The sequence below is a fragment of the Paenibacillus terrae genome, from assembly GCF_005217525.1.
Lineage (GTDB): Bacteria > Bacillota > Bacilli > Paenibacillales > Paenibacillaceae > Paenibacillus > Paenibacillus terrae_C.
The window spans coordinates 132,383-149,700 of sequence record NZ_PNXQ01000001.1 but is presented as its reverse complement, the minus strand read 5'-3'; the positions used below and the strand labels follow the sequence as shown (position 1 = coordinate 149,700).

Here is a 17,318-nt window from a genome sequence, read left to right as displayed (position 1 = left end):
TTTAGGATGAAGACAGATGTGTATCACGTAGTACCTTTGCTGGAAAAGGTATTGAAGCTGGCTCCAGGTGAGCTGGAACAATTGACGCTGGAGCAGGATTTGCGAACCTTGGGGCTGAATTCCCTATCCGCTGTTGAATTGATTGTAGAGCTGGAAAATGAGCTTGATATTACGATGGAGGACGACGATCTGGTGCTGGAGCATCTTTCTACACTTCAAGGCATTGAACGTCTGCTGAGCAAATATGCATAAGGGGGCGGCAGAGATCAGACCTGTGCAGGCATCGGGCATGGAGAACGTTCATGAGTCCGTTGTCGACTACGCTGCTGAAGAAATAATAGATGCTCATCCAGGGAAGCACTGTGTATATTCCTCCCTGCGCACCTCGCTACGGCGATATGGCGTTAACATGGCCGAATCCGAGCTGTTCATGCTGTGCGGCAGCATGTGCGCGGAGTATAGCGGCGATTTGAAGCGCTTCGGTCCCGAGAAATATCCGGAGCAGCTTCAGGAAATGGCAGCCAGCGGCGGTCCGGTGATTCGGGTCGAGCCGTGGATTGCTGGCGTAAGCAATGAAACCGATCTGCTGCTGGCGCTGACTACAGGCTATGGTACGATGCTGCACACATCGAGTACCGCTTTAACCTACCACGACGTGTATGTGAAAAATTACCCAAGGGGCCATGTCATTGAGCTGTCTGGACTGGACTTGCAGCAGCGAACAGCACAGGTAAATGACAGCTTCCTGCTGGATTCCTCGGGCCATGCCATGACTTACGTCGGTTCCGCCCGGCTCGACGATCTGATGCAGGGGATTATCGAATATGCCTGGCTGGTGGAACAGCCCGCGCCCCTTTCGCCAGGCGAATTGCATGCGGCGTGTGCATACCATATTCGTCAATATGTTACTGGACATGAAGCGATCTGGAGAGGTGTGCCCTCGTCCGATGACCCGGGAAATAACTCCGGAGATGTCGCAGTTGGCAAGCAGGTCAAGCGGGGAGATGAGGGCTATCGTGCCTTTGTCGAGGATTTCCGCCTGCTGACAGACATGGAGGATACGGACTTCCGTACGTACTGCCATGAAATCTATTACAATCTGCGTTTGGGCAGCGCCCTTCATCTGACCGATTACACAGCGGATTATTGCATGCTGCATGAAGAGACATTGGGACCGCGAGCGCAGCATGTGGTGGAATTAGCGCAGTCATTGCATGCGGAATGGCATAAGCTCAACCTGCACATTTACAAAACAGGTCTTCAACTGCGTAAGCAACGGATGCCTGACATTACCGAACGCGCCCTCAGCTTGATTGACAAACAGCGGCACATGCTGGAGGAATTGATGATTTTAGCTGAGCAAGCAGCCGACTAATTAGGCATAACGTATCAGGTAAATCATATCAGGAAACGGCTCACCAAGGTGTCACGGACAGATGAAAGAGGAGGAGAATTGAATGCCGTCCATTACATTGAATCACTTGTCGAAAACGTTTACGTACTATAAAAAGGAGCCGGGCGTGCGCAAATCATTACAAAACCTGTTCAAGCGGGAAAAGCTGACCAAGGAGGCCGTACGGGATGTCAGCTTCACCATTGAGGAAGGCGAAATTGTCGGATTTCTCGGTCCAAACGGGGCTGGCAAAACAACGACGCTCAAAATGCTGTCCGGCATTCTCCATCCCAGTGACGGGGAGGCATCTGTACTTGGCTTTACCCCGTGGAAGCGGCAAAAGGAGTTTAAACGGCAGTTTTCCATCGTGATGGGACAGAAAAACCAGCTCTGGTGGGATTTGCCTGCCAGCGAGTCGTTCGAACTGAACAAGCTTATTTACGAGATAGATGAAAGTCATTACAAGGAGGCGCTGGACGAGCTGGTTACCCTGCTTGGGGTGGAGGAGCAGCTTCATGTTCAGGTTCGGCGCTTATCTCTCGGCGAGCGTATGAAAATGGAGCTGATTGCCGCGCTGCTGCATCGCCCACGGGTCATCTTGCTGGACGAGCCGACCATTGGACTGGATCTGGTTTCCCAGCGGCGCATTCGCGAATTTTTCAAAGCCTATAACCGCACACACCGGACGACCATCCTGCTGACAAGCCATTACATGAAGGATATTGAGGACTTGTGCAGCAGATCCATCATTATCAGCGGGGGAAGACTGGTGTATGACGGGGATTTGAACAAGGTGAATGAGGTGATCGGGGCCCGCAAGCTGCTCAAGGTTCGACTGGAGACCCCTGTACCTGGCCTAACGTTGGCTGGACTTGGCAAGCTGCGCTCCAACTCGGAGCTGGAGGCGGTATTTGAGCTGGATGCAGAAGATACTCTGACCTGGTCCAAAAAGATTTTGGATGCGCTGCCTGTCGTTGATTTTACGATTGAGGACATCCCGTTGGAAGAGGGGATAGCCAATTTGTACGATGGAGGCAGGCTAGCCGATGCGAAATAACAAATATATGAAGGTGCTCCAGCTTGGCATGCAAAACGAAATGGAATACCGGGCCAATTACTGGCTCCAGATGGCGGGGTTCATGCTGCCGATCATGACGCAAATTTTTCTCTGGCTTGCGGTATTCGGTTCTTCGGGACAAGCAAGGGTGCTGGGCTACTCTTTGCCGGAAATGCTGGTGTATGTAGTCATGGCAGGGGTAACCGGGAAGCTGATCGCTACGGGTTTTGAATACGAAATTGCTACAGACATCAAGGAAGGCGGACTGGCCAAATTCATGGTGCAGCCTGTACATTATTTTGCTTACCGTTTTTGTCGGTTTATTGGAGGCAAGGCAGTACAATCCGCAGTAGTACTGCTGGCGGCTGCGATTTTGCTGCTGTGCCTTAGCCTGGAAGGACAAATTAGCTTCGGGCTGTCGTATATCCTGCTTTACATACTGGCGTTGCCAGGGGCGCTGGTTCTCAATTTTGTGGTCTATTACGCGCTGAGCGGCATAGCCTTTTGGGTGACGGAATCGGGGGGACTATTTTACACGTTGTCGCTCGTCATTTATGTAGCTAGTGGCACCGTGTTTCCGCTGACGATTTTTGGAGACGTTTTGGCCCGCATGTTCAGTTTGCTCCCGTTTAGCTACACCGTATTTTTTCCGGTGAACGCATTAACGGGCAAGCTGACCATGCTGGAAGCTGCTGAAGGCATTGGCGTGCAATGGCTCTGGATTGTAGTGCTGGCGGCCGTATCGCGCCGGGTGTGGCAAGCCGGGGTCAAACGCTTTGTCTCGGTAGGAGGTTAACATGAAAAATGTTTTCCGAAACGCTGGGCGTTATATCCGACTGTACTGGAAGTTCGTCCAGTTTTCCGTCATGTCGCAGATGGAATACCGCATTAATTTCATTACTGCTTTTCTGGTTGAAACTGCTTATTTGTTCATCAAGCTGTTGTACGCCTCGGTTCCATACCGGGCCGGGACGGATATTAACGGCTGGTCTCCTGACGCGGTGCTGCTATATATCGGCGTATTTACGATGATGAGCGGTTTTTACAGCGGCTTGTTCTACAGCAATTTTACAAGTCTGCCTGACAAAATCCGTACCGGTTCATTGGATGTGCTCATGACCAAGCCGGTGTCCCTGCAATTTATGGTGACGCTGCGGCAATTTGAGCTGGGCTACACCATTCCAAACGTAGTCGGCGGCGGAATCATGACGGGCATTGGCTGGTATAAGCTCGGTCTGCCGTTTAATTTTGAAACGGTCGGGGGCTTTACTGTGTTGCTCGGTTGCGGAGTGTTGACGGCCTATTCTGTGTTTTTGCTGCCCCAACTGCTAGCCTTCTGGATCATCCGCACGAACGGGGTGACGGAGCTGTCCAACAGCATTTTCGAGACGAACTATGTGCCGATGGCGGTATATAGTAATCTGATCCAGCGTATCGGCTTGTTTGTGCTTCCAGTGTTTGTGATTTGTAATTTTCCACCCATGTTTATTCTGGGCAAAATGGAACCCGGTTTGATCATATGGGCATTCCTCGCCCCGATCTGGCTACTGGCGGTGATCCGCTTTATATGGCAGTTTGCCTTGCGTGATTATACAAGTGCAAGCCAGTAGCGGTACTGCCATATATGAGTTGAAAATATACATGGAAAGCGAATTATTGGGATGGTGCTGTACAAGCGAAGTAGGAAAGGAAGCGAATCATATGAACGCGATACCGAACCAGCGTCATTTGTATATGGGAACGTTCGAGGCGGAGGCTTACTGGCGGGATGCCCAGCTAGCCTCCTTGCCCGCCATTCCTGACCGGGCTTCTTCTGCGATTGTGGCGGCAATGGATGAGCTACTGTTCAGCTTTTGCCAGCCGGGAGATGCGTTGTTGACCCGCTATGCGATTTCGCCTGTACATCGTCAGTATATTGCGCAGTTGGGCTTTCGCCCGGCTGTGAATGAACGGGATTTGACTGAAGGAACGGAGCAGGCGGGGAATGTGTCGGCGGCTTCTGTTTTTGAACTGCTGGGCAGTCGCAAGGCCGATACCAGTACGGGTTTTCCGCAACTGGAGGGATGTGTGCTTAGCCCGTTTGCGGGTTTGCCTCATGTGGAGGAGGCCGCACGCGCCTGGGGTATTACGCTGCATCAGCCGCCGCTGGAAACGATCCGCAAGGTGAATGCCAAAACCTATTCTTCCGATTTAAAACGCAGTCTCGGTCTGCGTCATCCCGGCTATATTGTGACTTCGTTTGCGGATGTAGCCGAGGCGGGACGCAAGCTGCTGCGGGATGGAAGCTTTTTAATCAAGGATGATTTTGGCGTATCGGGCAAAGGAAACCTGCACATTACCTCAACACAGATGCTGGACCGGATTGTATCGTATTTACGTGGACAGGAACGAAAAGGCAAACGCGTACTGTTCCTTCTGGAGCCTTTTCTGGAGAAGGAGCAGGATTTTTCATGCCAATTTACGATTGGTGATAACGGAAGTGTCGATATCCTGTCTGTGCAGTGGCTGGCTAACACCCAATTCGCCTACCGGGAATCGTTGTCGCCGGATCAGGCTTTTATGGAGCGGCTGGAGCGTGAGGGCTATTTTCGCTTAATGCAGGATGTAGGGAAGCAGTTGTATCAGGACGGTTATTACGGCGACGTCTGCATTGACTCGATGACACTTCGGGGTGGGAAGCTGGAGCCTATTATCGAAATTAACGCCCGTAAATCCATGAGTCTGATCAAGCACCAATTGGACACCTTTTTAGCTGGAAAAAATATGCGTGGCACGCTGACGAATTATTCGTTGTCCCATGACGGCAGTTTGTCCTATGAAGAATTGCTGGAAGGGCTGGAACGTGAAGGACTGCTGTTCACAGGTGAACGTGAAGAAGGCGTGATGCCGCTTGGCGCCAATACGCTATATGTGAACACGGGCGGACGAGATGGAGAAAACAGGAATGCAGGTCCTAAAAGCACCCCAAGCAGAAGTACAACGGAGCGCGGGGGTAGGTCGTCTGCCAAGCAGGTTCGTGTTAGCGGGATTAGCAGTGGTGACGGTCCTTCCGTGTCCGGTGGGCCTGAAGGTGTAGCACGTGGAAAAGGTCGTCTTTATTTGGAACTGGTTGCCGCGGGTGATAAGGAAAAAATGCGTCTGACTACGAAGCTGGAGCATTTTTTGGCGGAGCATCATTTTACAGTGCTGAATTAAACGGGAGGCGTATGAGCATGAGTATGCACAAGAGTATGAAGGTAACGATTTTGTGTTCCGGTTTTGGATTGGGCTTTTATACTCCCGGCTTGCTTATGCAAGCGGGTCTTCGCAGGTTGGGTGTGGAGACGGCGATTCATGTATTTGAAAATGTGCTGCCTGAGTCTGCCCGTCTCAAGGTGGACAAAAGCCGCAAAGCGTACCATGATAATTTCGCTGTGGCCTTAATGTCACAGAAGGTTCCGCAGGATATGCGCAATTCGCTTGATCTCGCTGCCATGGAAGCGCTGCTGACCCGATGGATAGAGGAAGATCGGCGGCATTTTATATGTTTGTCCGGCCATTGGATGTATGTGCTGGAGGAGTACCGCAAGCGCAGGGAGCCGGGATCGGTACATGTGGACATTGTGTATATGGATTCCACGCCTTCTCCTTCATGGAAAAATCTAGCCAAGCACAACCCGCATTTTGCCGATGGGTGTGGAGAAATTACATTTTTTGAAAGTGACCAAAATAAAGTCAGCCACTATATTGATGTCCCGGCTGTAGAGCATGTTCCCTTTGAGGCCCGGAAATCCCGCTTATTTGTGCATGGCGGCGGTTGGGGTATGGGCACGTACCGTGAAAAGGTCGGACGGCTGGAAGAGGCGGGCTGGGAGCTTGATTTGCTGCTGTACGATCAGGATCAGCCAGATGAGCAGCGGGACGGTATACGCTATTTCCGAATGGACCCGCAGTGGAGAACATGGCAGCGGAATGAAGCAGGGGAGCATACCTTTCCGCCTTTCGGTGAGGTGAAGGCTGGCGAGGAGACGTTGTATGAGGCCGGGCGGGATTACCATAGCATGCTGGACCAGGCATGTCATGTCCAGGCCATTGTCAGTAAGCCCGGCGGGGGTAGTCTGGCAGATTCGTTCGCCACAGCCACTCCACTCATTATGCTGGAGCCGTTCGGTGTGCATGAAATGCATAATGCGGATCTGTGGGAACGGCTGGGAATGGGGATACGGTACGATACGTGGATGCAAATCTATGGTGGCGGCGCTGAGATTCTGGAGGACATGCACCGGAGGATCTTGGAGTTGCGTAGTCAGACACCACGCTACGTGGAGTCATATGTGAAGAACGTCCAGGTGCATGCAAGCTCAACGGGATTGGAGAAAGGGTCATGAACACCGCTGCCGCCGCACAAGAGCCTGCGGTACGGGATATCCGCTTTGGTCTCATTGGCTGTTCAGCCATTGCCCCTCGTGCGCTGCTGGAGCCGATCCGTTACGTTACCGGGGCCCGTGTAACCGCGCTTGCGAACCGAACCGTTGCCAAGGCAGGAGATTTGGCGGACCGTTTTGGCGTTAGTGTCGTTTATCGGCATGCCGAGGATATGCTGAGCGACCCGGAGATTGACGCCGTGTATATTGCGCTGAGTAACGATCTGCATGCGGAGTGGATCGGTAAAGCATTACAGGCTCACAAGCATGTGCTTGTGGAGAAGCCGTTATGTCTGAATACGGCGGAGCTGGCTCCCCTGGAAGCGGCAGTCGGGCAGAGCAGCGCTCACCTGCTGGAAGGAGTGATGGTGCAGCATCATCCTTGGCAACGCGAGCTGCGCAATATCGTGGATTCCGGTCGCTATGGTCGTTTGCGCTCCATAACAACCAGCCTGTGCATTCCGGCAAAGGACGGACATGCGGAGAATTATAGATCCCGACCGGAGCAGGGAGGGGGATGCTTTTGGGATTTGGGCGTGTATTGGCTCCAGTTTCTTCAGGCAGTCGTTGGACTGGAGCAGGCGGAGTTCCGCAGTCAATCGGATTTCGACGGTCCTAACGGCTGTGACTGGACATTTCGTGCACAGGCCCGCTATCGGGGGGGATTGGAGGCATCCGCCCTCTTTTCATTCGAGCGGACATACCGCTGTGCTCATGTATTGACCTTTGATTCGGCGGTAGTTACTTTGCAGGACTGCTTTCGGGCGAATCTGGGCTTTTATAAAATAACGCTCAAGACGGAAATAACGAAGGATACCATGGCAGTTTCCAAAATGAAAACCGTTTTCGAGCCCATGAACTATTACGTCAATCAGTTGGAGGCGTTTTGCAATATCATCCGGGGAGTCGCGGAGCCTATTCCGTTCCACGAGGCCGCAGAGCGCGTCAGATTGCTGGCAGCTATTCATGAGGCCGCCCGTTCAGGCCAGACGATCTATGCGGAATAGGAAAAAGAAGAAGGGAGGAGATTCAGCAGATGGATAAAAAGGATGAAGCCTTGCTGGAACGCTTCGGCGAACATCCGACGCCATTTTATTATTACGATGGCGACGCGCTGCATGCTCATGTCAGCTCGCTACTATCCCGGCTGCACCCGGCTGTGCGTGTGCATTACGCACTCAAGGCCAATGGCAATGTAGCCTTGGCGGGATTGCTTCGCTCGTTAGGCTGTGGCGTCGAAATCGCTTCGGCCGGAGAAATGTTCGTTGCGATGGAGGCCGGGTATGCCCCAGAAGATGTGTTGTACGCCGGGCCGGGAAAAACGGTAGCCGAACTGAGTGAGGCGGTAGCCTGTGGAATCGGCTGCATTCATGTCGAGTCGGTGCGGGAACTGCGCCTGCTGGAGGATATTGCTGCCCAAGCAGGCGTGTTTGTCCGCGCTGCGGTTCGTGTGAATCCCGATAACGATTTGTCGGGATCGACGATCAAAATGGGCGGCGTTCCTCGTCCCTTTGGTGTGGACGAGGGGCAATTGGATCACTTTTTTACGGTGCTGGAAGATTGTCCACATGTATTTTTCCAGGGCATTCAGGTGTATACAGGTACGCAAATGCTGAAAGCGGATCAGATTTTAGCTTCATTTGCGAATACTCTTCAATTGGCAGAACGGATACAGGATCAGTATGGTGTGGCGATGCATACGGTAAATTTGGGCGGCGGGTTTGGTGTTCCTTATTTTACTCATGAGCAGCCGTTGGATATGGGGCAAGTGATTGACGGACTGAACGCAATGGCCGAGCAAACCCGATCCCGTCTGCCAGGTGTTATGCTGATCATCGAAAGCGGCAGATATCTGGTTGCTCAGGCAGGCATGTATGTCTGTCGGGCGTTGTATACGAAGGAATCCAAGGGAGAGAAGTTCGTTGTGGCTGATGGCGGTATGAACCATTATGCCTCGGCTGCCTTTCGAGGACGTCGGATTAGGGACAACTATCCGGTGCGAATTATGCGTAGACAAGAGGGACAGGAAGTGGTGATTCAGATGGGACAGGGGAAGGACATGCCTGTTCAAGAGGCTGCTGCTGTCGAGCTAACATTAGGGAAGGCCGCAGACCGGATCGGGGAGCCTCAGCCAGAAGCAACCGTGGATCTGGAAACCGTGAGCATTGTCGGGCCGCTTTGTACACCCGAGGATTGTCTTGTGAAAAAAGCGCTGCTTCCTTCGATTCAGGAGGGCGATTATATTGTCATTCCGAATGCAGGAGCTTATGGACTAAGCTATAGTCCGGTGCATTTTCTGGGACATGCTACGCCGGCGGAGCTGCTGGATTTTCGCGGTGAGGTACACATAATTCGTGAGCATGGTGACCGTACGGACTTGCTGCATCATCAGCGTATGATTCCGTTGTTGGAGGACATTTTCTAATCGTAAAAACAGCACTCCGTTTTCAGGACTAAAAAACGCCAAAACCGTCGGCCGATAGAGATCGGCCTGTGTTTTGACGTTTTTTTGCATTCAGGATTTTGCAAAATCCTCAAATATATGCGTGTACTTGGACTTTAACGTAGTTTGGAGCTGCGCATTTCCTGACGTACAAGCTGCCACACCATGAAGATCAGCACAGCGACCTGTGGGATGAACGTTTCCCAAGTCGGATACATGCCCAGCCAGCTAATGGATGGCAGCGAGGAGGCCGTGTGCCCCGGAAGCTTGCCAGCCACCTGAAGCGAATGAATACTTTCGCCGAGAAAGCGAAATACGAGATAGTAAATCAGTATGGTGGCTGTCAGGAAAAAGGCGCGAATCGGCAATCGTACGCTAAACTTGATGATCGCAAATGCCAGCACAACCAATATGACAGTTGCCGAGCCAATACCAATCAGCAATTGAGAGGTTTCGATGACCGGGGCCATACCGATATAAAAGATAGCTGTCTCGGCGCCTTCACGCAAAATCGCAAGCGCAGAAACTGCGAACAGCGACCACAGGCTACCACGTGCCAGCGCGCTGTCTACGCTGTTTTCGACAAAGCGATTCCATGCGGCAGCATTGGATTTGGAATGTAGCCAGCTACCGACAGTCAGCATAAGCACAACCGCGACCAGTCCGGTCACACCCTCTAGCAGCTCACGCATGCTGCCCGATGCGGCGGCCGCGACCAGTGTAGTGAACAGCACTGCCAGGATTCCGCTCAGTACCAGCCCTGTTCCGGCACCGGCCCATATCCAGCGACCAGCCACAGCTTCGCCGCTTTTTTTGGCATACGCCAGCAGAGCCGCGAGCACGAGAATGGCTTCCAGCCCCTCACGCAGCAAAATCAGTGCCGCATCCCAAGCGGTGTAGGAACGCTCTTCCGTCAACGGACGAAGCCTTTCCAGCATCTGATCCAGCGTCTGGATGGCTTTGGCCATGTTCGGTGGAGAAGACAGCAGATAACCGGAAGTCTCGGCCATTTCATTTTCAATCGCGGTATAGGACGCCGGGTCGGAAATTTGCACATGACCTTCCACCGAAGGCCATAGGGCGATGAACCGCCCTACCTTGTCAGCGGCTTGCTCAGGCTGATTGGCTACCGCATCCTGCCGTGCGGATTCGAGGAGCTTGACCGCATCACTTAGCGAGGCTAATGAGCCATTAGCCGCGTTGTTTGCTCCAGCTTCTTGACCCGTGTTCACCAGTTTGCCTTGACTGTAATCCGACAACAAAGCCGTTAGCTCTTGCATTTCCTTGAGAGCCTGTTCTTGTCGTATGGGTTCGGCTTGCATGGAGATGCGAATCAGGCTGATTTTAGTTTCCAGCGCACTATATACCGGAAAATGGTCCGAACGAATCGGTGTCTCCACCTGATACCATGCTTTTACGATCCGGTCGTAATCAGCGCGGGCCGCAGTCCAGTCGCCTTTTTGCATGGCAGCCAGACTGCCCTTCGCCATGGGGAGCAGCTTTTCCGCTGCTTTGGCTCCAGCCGGGGCGGGCTTGTCGCCTTCCGCAGCAGTCACAAATTCGTTGACCGAACGAGCCAGCACGGACAGTGCAGCTTTTGCTGGTTCTCCGCCGCCGCTGGCAAGTGCCTGCTCTGCCTCCGCGAGAGCCTTGTCTACCGCTGCGATATGGGCTGCATCACCACCGTTTGTTTTGGCAGCTTCCCACAGCGTACGGAATTCTTTGACGTCCCTGGAGGCTTCCGTCCATTGGGCTTGTCCCGCCTCCACCAGTGCGCCACCCACCACAGGCATGAGCTGATCATTGGAAGCAGCCTTGGCATCTGTTTGTGCGAAAGCGACCGACCCGGAGCCGGATATGAACGGAGTTGCTGTCAGCAGCAGAGCCACCAGCAGAAATACCCATCCCAAGCTTTTATTGCGCCGATTCATATAAATCCCCTTCCTTGCCTGCTGCTAAAATAACGTATCCCCGATGTAGCCGCCTTGCGATACACCCGGAAAGCAGGCGAACACCGCACTGCCTTTGTGTACAATGTATTCGTTCAGCTTGTCATTGCGCGCAAGCTTCTCCTGAATATGAACGAACTGCTTGAATAGATCACGTTGGTAGCTGATGAACAGCAGCCCGGCATCCAGCTGTCCTGTTTGCTTGTCCAATCCGCTTGAATAAGAATAAGACCGTCGCAAAATATTAATGCTCCCGTCCCCATGAGCCAATGCCACATGAGAGGTGGGGGGCGTGATCGGCTTGCCTTCCGGACTTGTGGCCGCCAGATCAAGCTTGTCGAACTCCTTGGCCTTGCCCAGCGGGGCCCCGCTGCTGCGATGGCGTCCAAAGGTATCCTCCTGGTCGCCCAGTGTCGAGCGATCCCATACCTCTACCCGCATGCGTACGCGTCGCACAGCCATATAGCTGCCGCCGCCCATCCACGCGGGACCGTCACTGGCCTGTGTCCATACCAGTCGGTTCATCTCGTCAGCCTTGGAGGTATCCGGGTTCCCCGTACCGTCCTTGAAGCCGAGTAAATTGCGCGGCGTGCTTCCCGCTGGATCGGCCTGTGCTGTCCGCTGGAAGCCTTCCTGTGTCCAGCGAAGCACCGCCGTTCCTCTGGCGATACGCGCCAAATTACGCAGGGCATGGAAAGCTACCTGCAAATCATTGGCGCATACTTGTACCCCGATATCGCCACCGCACCATTGGTCGTCCAGCGCATCCCCTTGAAAACGGGGCAGCTCACGAAGTCCGGCAGGTTTAAGCCCTGCCAGGCCGTAGCGCCCATCAAAAAAGGACGGACCCACACCAAAGGTAATCGTCATCCGTGACGGCGACAGCCCCGCCGCTTCGCCCGTATCGGACGGAGGCAGATTGAGGTTTTCGTTATCGTTGCCGATCAGCGCGCCGGAAGTCATCGTAGCGGTGGCTTCTGTCCAGGCTTTAAACAGGCTGCGCACCCGTTCCTTGTCACTCGTCGTTAGATCAAAGGCGGCGAAGCAGATGAAATCCTGTGCCGGAGTCACGATACCCGCCTGATGCTTCCCGTAAAAAGGAACCACATCCTTGGTATCCGCATCCGTCATCATGCTTTCGAGCCGTTGACTGGCTGTCAGCACAGCCCCCACGCCGCCGCCGCCGAGCAGGAGCCCCAGTCCCCCGACCCCGGCCAGCTTCAATAGATCTCGGCGTGATACAGATTTACTCTTTGCTGAACGCACATCATTTTCTAGCAGAACATCCTCTGACTTAGCATCCTTTTGGACCAGATCAACCTGTTCTTCACGGGAATCTGCACGCTGCTGTAGTTCCTGTCTCGTTCCCTTTTGCCGCTTGAAGCCTTTCATATCGTTACACTCCTAACAATTTTCCCATTTGGGACAACGGCTCTGCCAGAGCATCAAGGTTTTGGCTCAGCTTTTTAATTTCTTCCGGTTTCAGCTTCGTATAAGATACATAGCCTTCACCTTTCTTGAAAGGAGCCAATTCCTGCTGCAACGCCTCAAAGCGCTCGCCAATTTGCGTTTCCAACGCCGCATCTTTTTGATTCAGATCTGTTTTCAAAATCTCATATATTTTTTGTGCGCCCTCTACATTGGCTGCAAAGTCGTACAAATCCGTGTGGGAATACCGTTCCTCTTCACCCGTCACCTTGGAGGTGGATACTTCGTTCAGCAGCTCGACTGCACCCGTTACCATCAGGCTGGCGTCAATGTTGACCGTCTCCACCTTGGCACGCAGCAGCTTTGCATCACTCAACAGGCGGTCGGAAAACTCGTCCAACCCTTTGGTGGTGTTTTCTTCCCACAACGTTTTTTCAAGCCGGTGAAAGCCGCGCCAGTCCGCTGCATCCACATCACCGTCACGCGCATCAATATTAGGGTCGAGGTCGCCCAGTGCTTCCGCAATCGGTTCAATCCGTTCATAGTACATACGTGCAGGAGCATACAGCGCCTTGGCTTTGTCCAGTTCGCCAGCTTTGACCGCATTGGTGAATTCTTCTGTCTTTTTCACAAACGTATCGCATTGCTGGGTAGCATAGGCACGGTAAGCTGCTACCGCTTGATCAAAATTGGGGGCAGAGGCCGCAGGAGTCGTTGTCTGTGTAGTTGCTCCCGCATCCTTGGTCGTTGCAGCGGGCTGCTGATTAGCAGTTCCAGTTTGTCCGCAGCCTGCGAACAGAATAGAAGAAACCAGCACTCCGGCTGGTACAGCGTAACGTAATTTCATAATCAATGAACACCCTTTCTGGCCAAGCAGGCCATGAACAATAATCTGTAGCGAGATATCTATATCGAATTATTATTTGATAATGATTATCAGTCGCGGTTTTTCTTATCATAAGGCTGCCCCATATGCCTGTCAATACATAAAATTAGACGCAGAGTTTAACGATTCAGCAAAGGCGGAAAATAAGTGCCTAGGCCCATTTTTATACGCATATTGAACCATACCTGAGTACATGACATAAAATGTGTTGACTGTATCCCTTAACCTTGTTACACCACACAAAACCCGAGCAAGGAGGGGTGAAATTGACGAAGGGTAACGACCACAAAAACAAGTTTTTGTTAACTCACCGTGAGCGTGAAGTATTTGAACTGCTTGTGCAGGACAAAACAACACGTGACATCGCCGGACAACTATTTATTAGTGAGAAGACGGTGCGTAACCATATTTCCAATGTAATGCAGAAACTGAACGTAAAAGGTCGTTCACAGGCGGTCGTGGAATTAATCAGGCTTGGAGAATTAAAAATCTGACCTCTTGTTCCTTGCGGGGTGCAAAGTCTTCTCGATAATCTTTCAACAGTGAAGGATGGTCGGGAAGGCTTTTGTTTTTGTGGGATGACCTTGCCAAGTGACCCAACGTAAAAACAAGCGATTGTCACAGAAAAGGACATTCGCTTGTTTTGATCATTTGTAGTTTAAAAATTATAATCCAGAAGCTGTTCCTGACAGTTAGCTATTCTTGATAACTCCGATTTGGGATAGCCAAGTCGGTTTGTTTTTGCGCTGCACATCCAGCAGGAACAATGAATTTTCCCTTTGGAGAATGCACCGTCGAATTTGACGACCCAACCCCAGTGTGCTGAAAGTCGCTTCTTACGCTGAATAACTCGCTTTCTGTGGTGTCTAAAATAGGCTTGATTACGTTTTTTTCGGTTAGGCTTCATTACCATCACGCTCCCTTGGGCAAAGGCTCAGCCCGCAGGAGAAACCAAGGGTATAATCAATACTTCTACGGGCTGAGCGTGATGGTCATCTGATTTAATTGATTAGGCATGAGTCACCTGCTTGGAGTTATTTTAAAGGTGAAAGTGGATCCCAGAAAAAAATTATTCAACGACTTGTTTGTACATCGGTTCGATTGGTATGAAAGACATACAACGGCTGATGTTAAGAACGATTCACAGATAAAATATAATCCATTTCCTTTCAAACACCGTTGATCTAATCACGTTACCAAAAATCAAAAAATCCTTGAGCACTTATACGCTCAAGGATTTTTATTTCTCTATTTTATAAGTTTAATGAGTTGAATTTGAGATTGTTTGGGCAGAGAATCGGAGTGTTCATATACACTGATCAAATAACTGACAACATCATTTTCATTACTTAAACCTAACTCTGTTTTTATGGATTGTAATTTTTCTTTTATATCTTCATACACCATAACACTTTTTCTTTCCAAAATGGATTCGCCTCCCTAAGAGAAAATATATCACACGAATGAATTCAAAAAAAACGAAAATGAATTAAAAAAGGACATTTTTGTGTTCAAAATAATTGACTATGTATTCTAAAATGGTTATTATGAATGCATAATAGGCATAAATGAATTCAAATATATATAGAAATGGCCTCTGGAAATTATTTTTTATAAATTAAAATGAAGGATGAGCCATATGACGAATAAAACAAAGGTCAACAAATTAGCCATCAAGGACATTGTACGTATGGAGCAGGTTTGGGAAGAAGAAAACGATGACACAGGCTTATACTACTACCATATTACAGATGTCCTTAACCGAAAATGGCAGACCATCGGGTTAAACGTATCAGACGCCATTCAAGTGTTTGAAAACGGAAATGATGACGTGTGGACACGTATTATTAAGCCAGCTCCATTTAACTTTAATCTTACTGCTAACGATTTAATCAATATCCTCGAAATCGGACCTGATGATTGGAGTATTCGTAATGCTATCCAAATCATACTGAATACTGTTGAAAGACGCAATGAATTCATCAGCAAAATTAAAAATATAAACTTACATGATATGCTAATGTACTCTATAAAATGAAAAGCCAGTATCTCCGGTACGCTCAACTCCCTAATGAAGAATTCATCAAAATGTATGTTGCGAACCCAGTGGAGGCATTGTCTGTTTATTTCCTTGAGACTGTTGATGTGCATACTTTTTGGGAGTGGCGTGACGCTGGTGGTACATATGAAAAGGCTATTGAGTATAAACGAGATCACTTACTCTGGAAGGTGACGAAAAAAATGATTACACCGCTGAAATATGTAGGAATTTGTACAAAAGTGTTGTAATATATAGGGAAGGAAGAAACTACCATTAGATCATCGCCCACATGAATGATTAATATAGAAGGCTGTACCACAAAGTGATAAAAAGATAAAAATGCATTTTGTGATAGCTTAAGGAGGCGAGTATAGATCCCTGCGAAATCAGTGCTCAGGATATAGACAAAATGGAAGATGACTCGGGTTTTGAGTTATACTTGTATTAAAAGGATCACAATTCAGAAAAGCTCGTTGCTCCAGGTAGCAGTAAGTGGCTTTTGCTTAGGTCTACCTGTGGTATATTCTTGATCGGAGGTGAACGGGGAGACATATGACACAAAACGAACATTTGATGACCTATACGCTGAACAGCGGCATAAAGGGAACAGTCGACCTATCCAATAAGCAGGTTCAGGAATGGATAAAAGCATATCGAATTGGCAGCAAGTTTGTAACGGTAGTTGGTAAACAGTATTTTGGTTTGAATCCTGAATTGGTAGCAGATTTTAAGGTACATAATGAATACTCGGAGCAGCGGGATCATATATCCATGATACAGCCTGCAGTGGTAAGTAAAGCTGTAGACGTAGACCCGTTGGCAGAGGCATACAGTCAGTATAAAACGTTGATTCAGGTAGAGTGCAAATGCGGAGCTTCCTATATAGAAGAGTCGCCGCATAAAAGGACCAAGTGGTCATGCAAGGAATGCAATAACATTGTGTTCCTGGATCGTAAAAAGGGTATGGTGGATACGGAAAAAGGCAAGGCGTGGTACATGACCAACAAATACTATGTGGAAAGACAAAGCAACTGACATCTGTCAGTTGCTTTTATTCTATATGTCCATTCCCTGAGCTTTATAATTCAGCTTTAACCTTTTGCCAAATAATAAAATTGATGTTTTTTGCGCTTTGTAGTACATTATCAAGTGTATTATAAGGAGGCTTCCCATGTACGGACATAGACAAGATGATACTTTATACATCATGACTTACACATTAAATAGCGGTATCAAGGGCACGGTGCCTTTGTCTAATCAACAGATACAGGAATGGCTTGAGTGTTACAGAATCGGCAAGAAATTTGTAACCGAGATTGGCAAAGAGTACTTTGGGCTGCATGCGGAACTGGTGGCTGATTTTAAAGTTCATAATCAATATTCAAGCTATCAGGAAGTCATTATCCCGGTTCAGCAGCCTGATACGGGCTTGAAAGAGCTCTCCCAAGCTTACAAATCGACAGAAACCTTGATCAAAGTAGATTGCAAATGCGGCACCTCGTATGTAACGGAATCTCCCTTTAAGCGGACCAAGTGGTACTGCACCAAATGCCGGGAAATTGTTTTTCTCGACAACAAAAAGGGAATGGTTGACACTTCCAGAGGCAAGGCTCATTATATGACCAATAAGTATTTTGTGGAGCGGGAAACAACTGGCGTATAAGCCGGTTGTTTTTTTGTATATGATTGAAGCATACTCGATAAAAAGATAACGATAG

18 protein-coding genes are annotated in these 17,318 nt (G+C 50.0%); 14 read left to right on the top strand and 4 right to left on the bottom strand.

Going from position 1 to position 17,318, the window contains the following annotated elements; translation table 11 throughout:
• Positions 1–6 precede the first annotated feature (6 nt).
• The 9 genes from C1I60_RS00685 to C1I60_RS00645 all read left to right on the top strand — a co-directional run bounded on the left by C1I60_RS00685 (position 7) and on the right by C1I60_RS00645 (position 9,278).
• The gene (locus tag C1I60_RS00685) at positions 7–252 is read left to right on the top strand and encodes an acyl carrier protein (RefSeq protein WP_137060047.1); all 246 of its coding nucleotides are present in this window, start codon (positions 7–9) and stop codon (positions 250–252) included.
• Positions 245–1,375, top strand: coding sequence for a hypothetical protein (locus C1I60_RS00680; RefSeq protein WP_170970715.1), 1,131 nt, complete (start codon positions 245–247; stop codon positions 1,373–1,375). The genes C1I60_RS00685 and C1I60_RS00680 overlap by 8 nt, the downstream gene beginning before the upstream one ends.
• A gap of 82 nt (positions 1,376–1,457) precedes the next feature.
• The gene (locus C1I60_RS00675) at positions 1,458–2,450 is read left to right on the top strand and encodes an ABC transporter ATP-binding protein (RefSeq protein WP_137060046.1); all 993 of its coding nucleotides are present in this window, start codon (positions 1,458–1,460) and stop codon (positions 2,448–2,450) included.
• Positions 2,440–3,246: an ABC transporter permease gene (locus C1I60_RS00670; RefSeq protein WP_137060045.1), complete on the top strand. Its 807-nt coding sequence runs from the start codon at positions 2,440–2,442 to the stop codon at positions 3,244–3,246. The genes C1I60_RS00675 and C1I60_RS00670 overlap by 11 nt, the downstream gene beginning before the upstream one ends.
• Position 3,247: 1 nt before the next feature.
• The gene (locus C1I60_RS00665; protein ID WP_137060044.1) at positions 3,248–4,060 is read left to right on the top strand and encodes an ABC transporter permease; all 813 of its coding nucleotides are present in this window, start codon (positions 3,248–3,250) and stop codon (positions 4,058–4,060) included.
• Positions 4,061–4,151: 91 nt separating this feature from the next.
• Complete coding sequence (locus C1I60_RS00660) at positions 4,152–5,645, top strand: hypothetical protein (protein ID WP_137060043.1); 1,494 nt, start codon at positions 4,152–4,154, stop codon at positions 5,643–5,645.
• A gap of 11 nt (positions 5,646–5,656) precedes the next feature.
• Positions 5,657–6,817 (top strand): UDP-glucuronosyltransferase, encoded by a 1,161-nt coding sequence (locus C1I60_RS00655; protein WP_137060042.1) that lies wholly within the window; start codon positions 5,657–5,659, stop codon positions 6,815–6,817.
• Positions 6,814–7,860, top strand: a complete 1,047-nt coding sequence (locus C1I60_RS00650; RefSeq protein WP_137060041.1) for a Gfo/Idh/MocA family protein — start codon at positions 6,814–6,816, stop codon at positions 7,858–7,860. Before C1I60_RS00655 ends, C1I60_RS00650 begins: the two co-directional genes overlap by 4 nt.
• Before the next feature lie 29 nt (positions 7,861–7,889).
• Positions 7,890–9,278 carry a type III PLP-dependent enzyme domain-containing protein gene (locus tag C1I60_RS00645; protein ID WP_137060040.1) on the top strand — a complete coding sequence of 463 codons (1,389 nt, stop codon included), beginning with the start codon at positions 7,890–7,892 and terminating at the stop codon, positions 9,276–9,278.
• 134 nt (positions 9,279–9,412) lie between these two features.
• Here the strand turns inward: C1I60_RS00645 and C1I60_RS00640 are convergent, their stop codons facing one another.
• The 3 genes from C1I60_RS00640 to efeO are packed head-to-tail and all read right to left on the bottom strand — an operon-like array spanning position 9,413 to position 13,520.
• Positions 9,413–11,227, bottom strand: coding sequence for an FTR1 family iron permease (locus tag C1I60_RS00640; RefSeq protein WP_137060039.1), 1,815 nt, complete (start codon positions 11,225–11,227; stop codon positions 9,413–9,415).
• Between the two features lie 24 nt (positions 11,228–11,251).
• On the bottom strand, positions 11,252–12,637 hold the full coding sequence (gene efeB / locus C1I60_RS00635; RefSeq protein ID WP_137060038.1) for an iron uptake transporter deferrochelatase/peroxidase subunit: 1,386 nt from the start codon (positions 12,635–12,637) through the stop codon (positions 11,252–11,254).
• A 4-nt stretch (positions 12,638–12,641) separates the two neighbouring features.
• Complete coding sequence (efeO, locus tag C1I60_RS00630) at positions 12,642–13,520, bottom strand: iron uptake system protein EfeO (protein WP_137060037.1); 879 nt, start codon at positions 13,518–13,520, stop codon at positions 12,642–12,644.
• Positions 13,521–13,825: 305 nt separating this feature from the next.
• Here efeO and C1I60_RS00625 point away from each other — a divergent pair, with 305 nt between their 5' ends.
• Positions 13,826–14,053 (top strand): helix-turn-helix domain-containing protein, encoded by a 228-nt coding sequence (locus C1I60_RS00625; protein ID WP_007431813.1) that lies wholly within the window; start codon positions 13,826–13,828, stop codon positions 14,051–14,053.
• Positions 14,054–14,807: 754 nt separating this feature from the next.
• Here the strand turns inward: C1I60_RS00625 and C1I60_RS24335 are convergent.
• A complete protein-coding gene (locus C1I60_RS24335; protein WP_157136339.1) occupies positions 14,808–14,984 on the bottom strand; it encodes a hypothetical protein in 177 nt (58 codons plus the stop codon).
• 214 nt (positions 14,985–15,198) lie between these two features.
• Between C1I60_RS24335 and C1I60_RS00620 the strand changes: the two genes are divergently transcribed.
• The 4 genes from C1I60_RS00620 to C1I60_RS00610 all read left to right on the top strand — a co-directional run bounded on the left by C1I60_RS00620 (position 15,199) and on the right by C1I60_RS00610 (position 17,263).
• Positions 15,199–15,597 (top strand): hypothetical protein, encoded by a 399-nt coding sequence (locus tag C1I60_RS00620; RefSeq protein ID WP_212734419.1) that lies wholly within the window; start codon positions 15,199–15,201, stop codon positions 15,595–15,597.
• Complete coding sequence (locus tag C1I60_RS24635) at positions 15,594–15,848, top strand: hypothetical protein (RefSeq protein WP_212734418.1); 255 nt, start codon at positions 15,594–15,596, stop codon at positions 15,846–15,848. Before C1I60_RS00620 ends, C1I60_RS24635 begins: the two co-directional genes overlap by 4 nt.
• A gap of 304 nt (positions 15,849–16,152) precedes the next feature.
• Positions 16,153–16,635 carry a hypothetical protein gene (locus C1I60_RS00615; protein ID WP_137060036.1) on the top strand — a complete coding sequence of 161 codons (483 nt, stop codon included), beginning with the start codon at positions 16,153–16,155 and terminating at the stop codon, positions 16,633–16,635.
• A 136-nt stretch (positions 16,636–16,771) separates the two neighbouring features.
• Complete coding sequence (locus C1I60_RS00610) at positions 16,772–17,263, top strand: hypothetical protein (RefSeq protein WP_137060035.1); 492 nt, start codon at positions 16,772–16,774, stop codon at positions 17,261–17,263.
• Positions 17,264–17,318 lie beyond the last annotated feature (55 nt).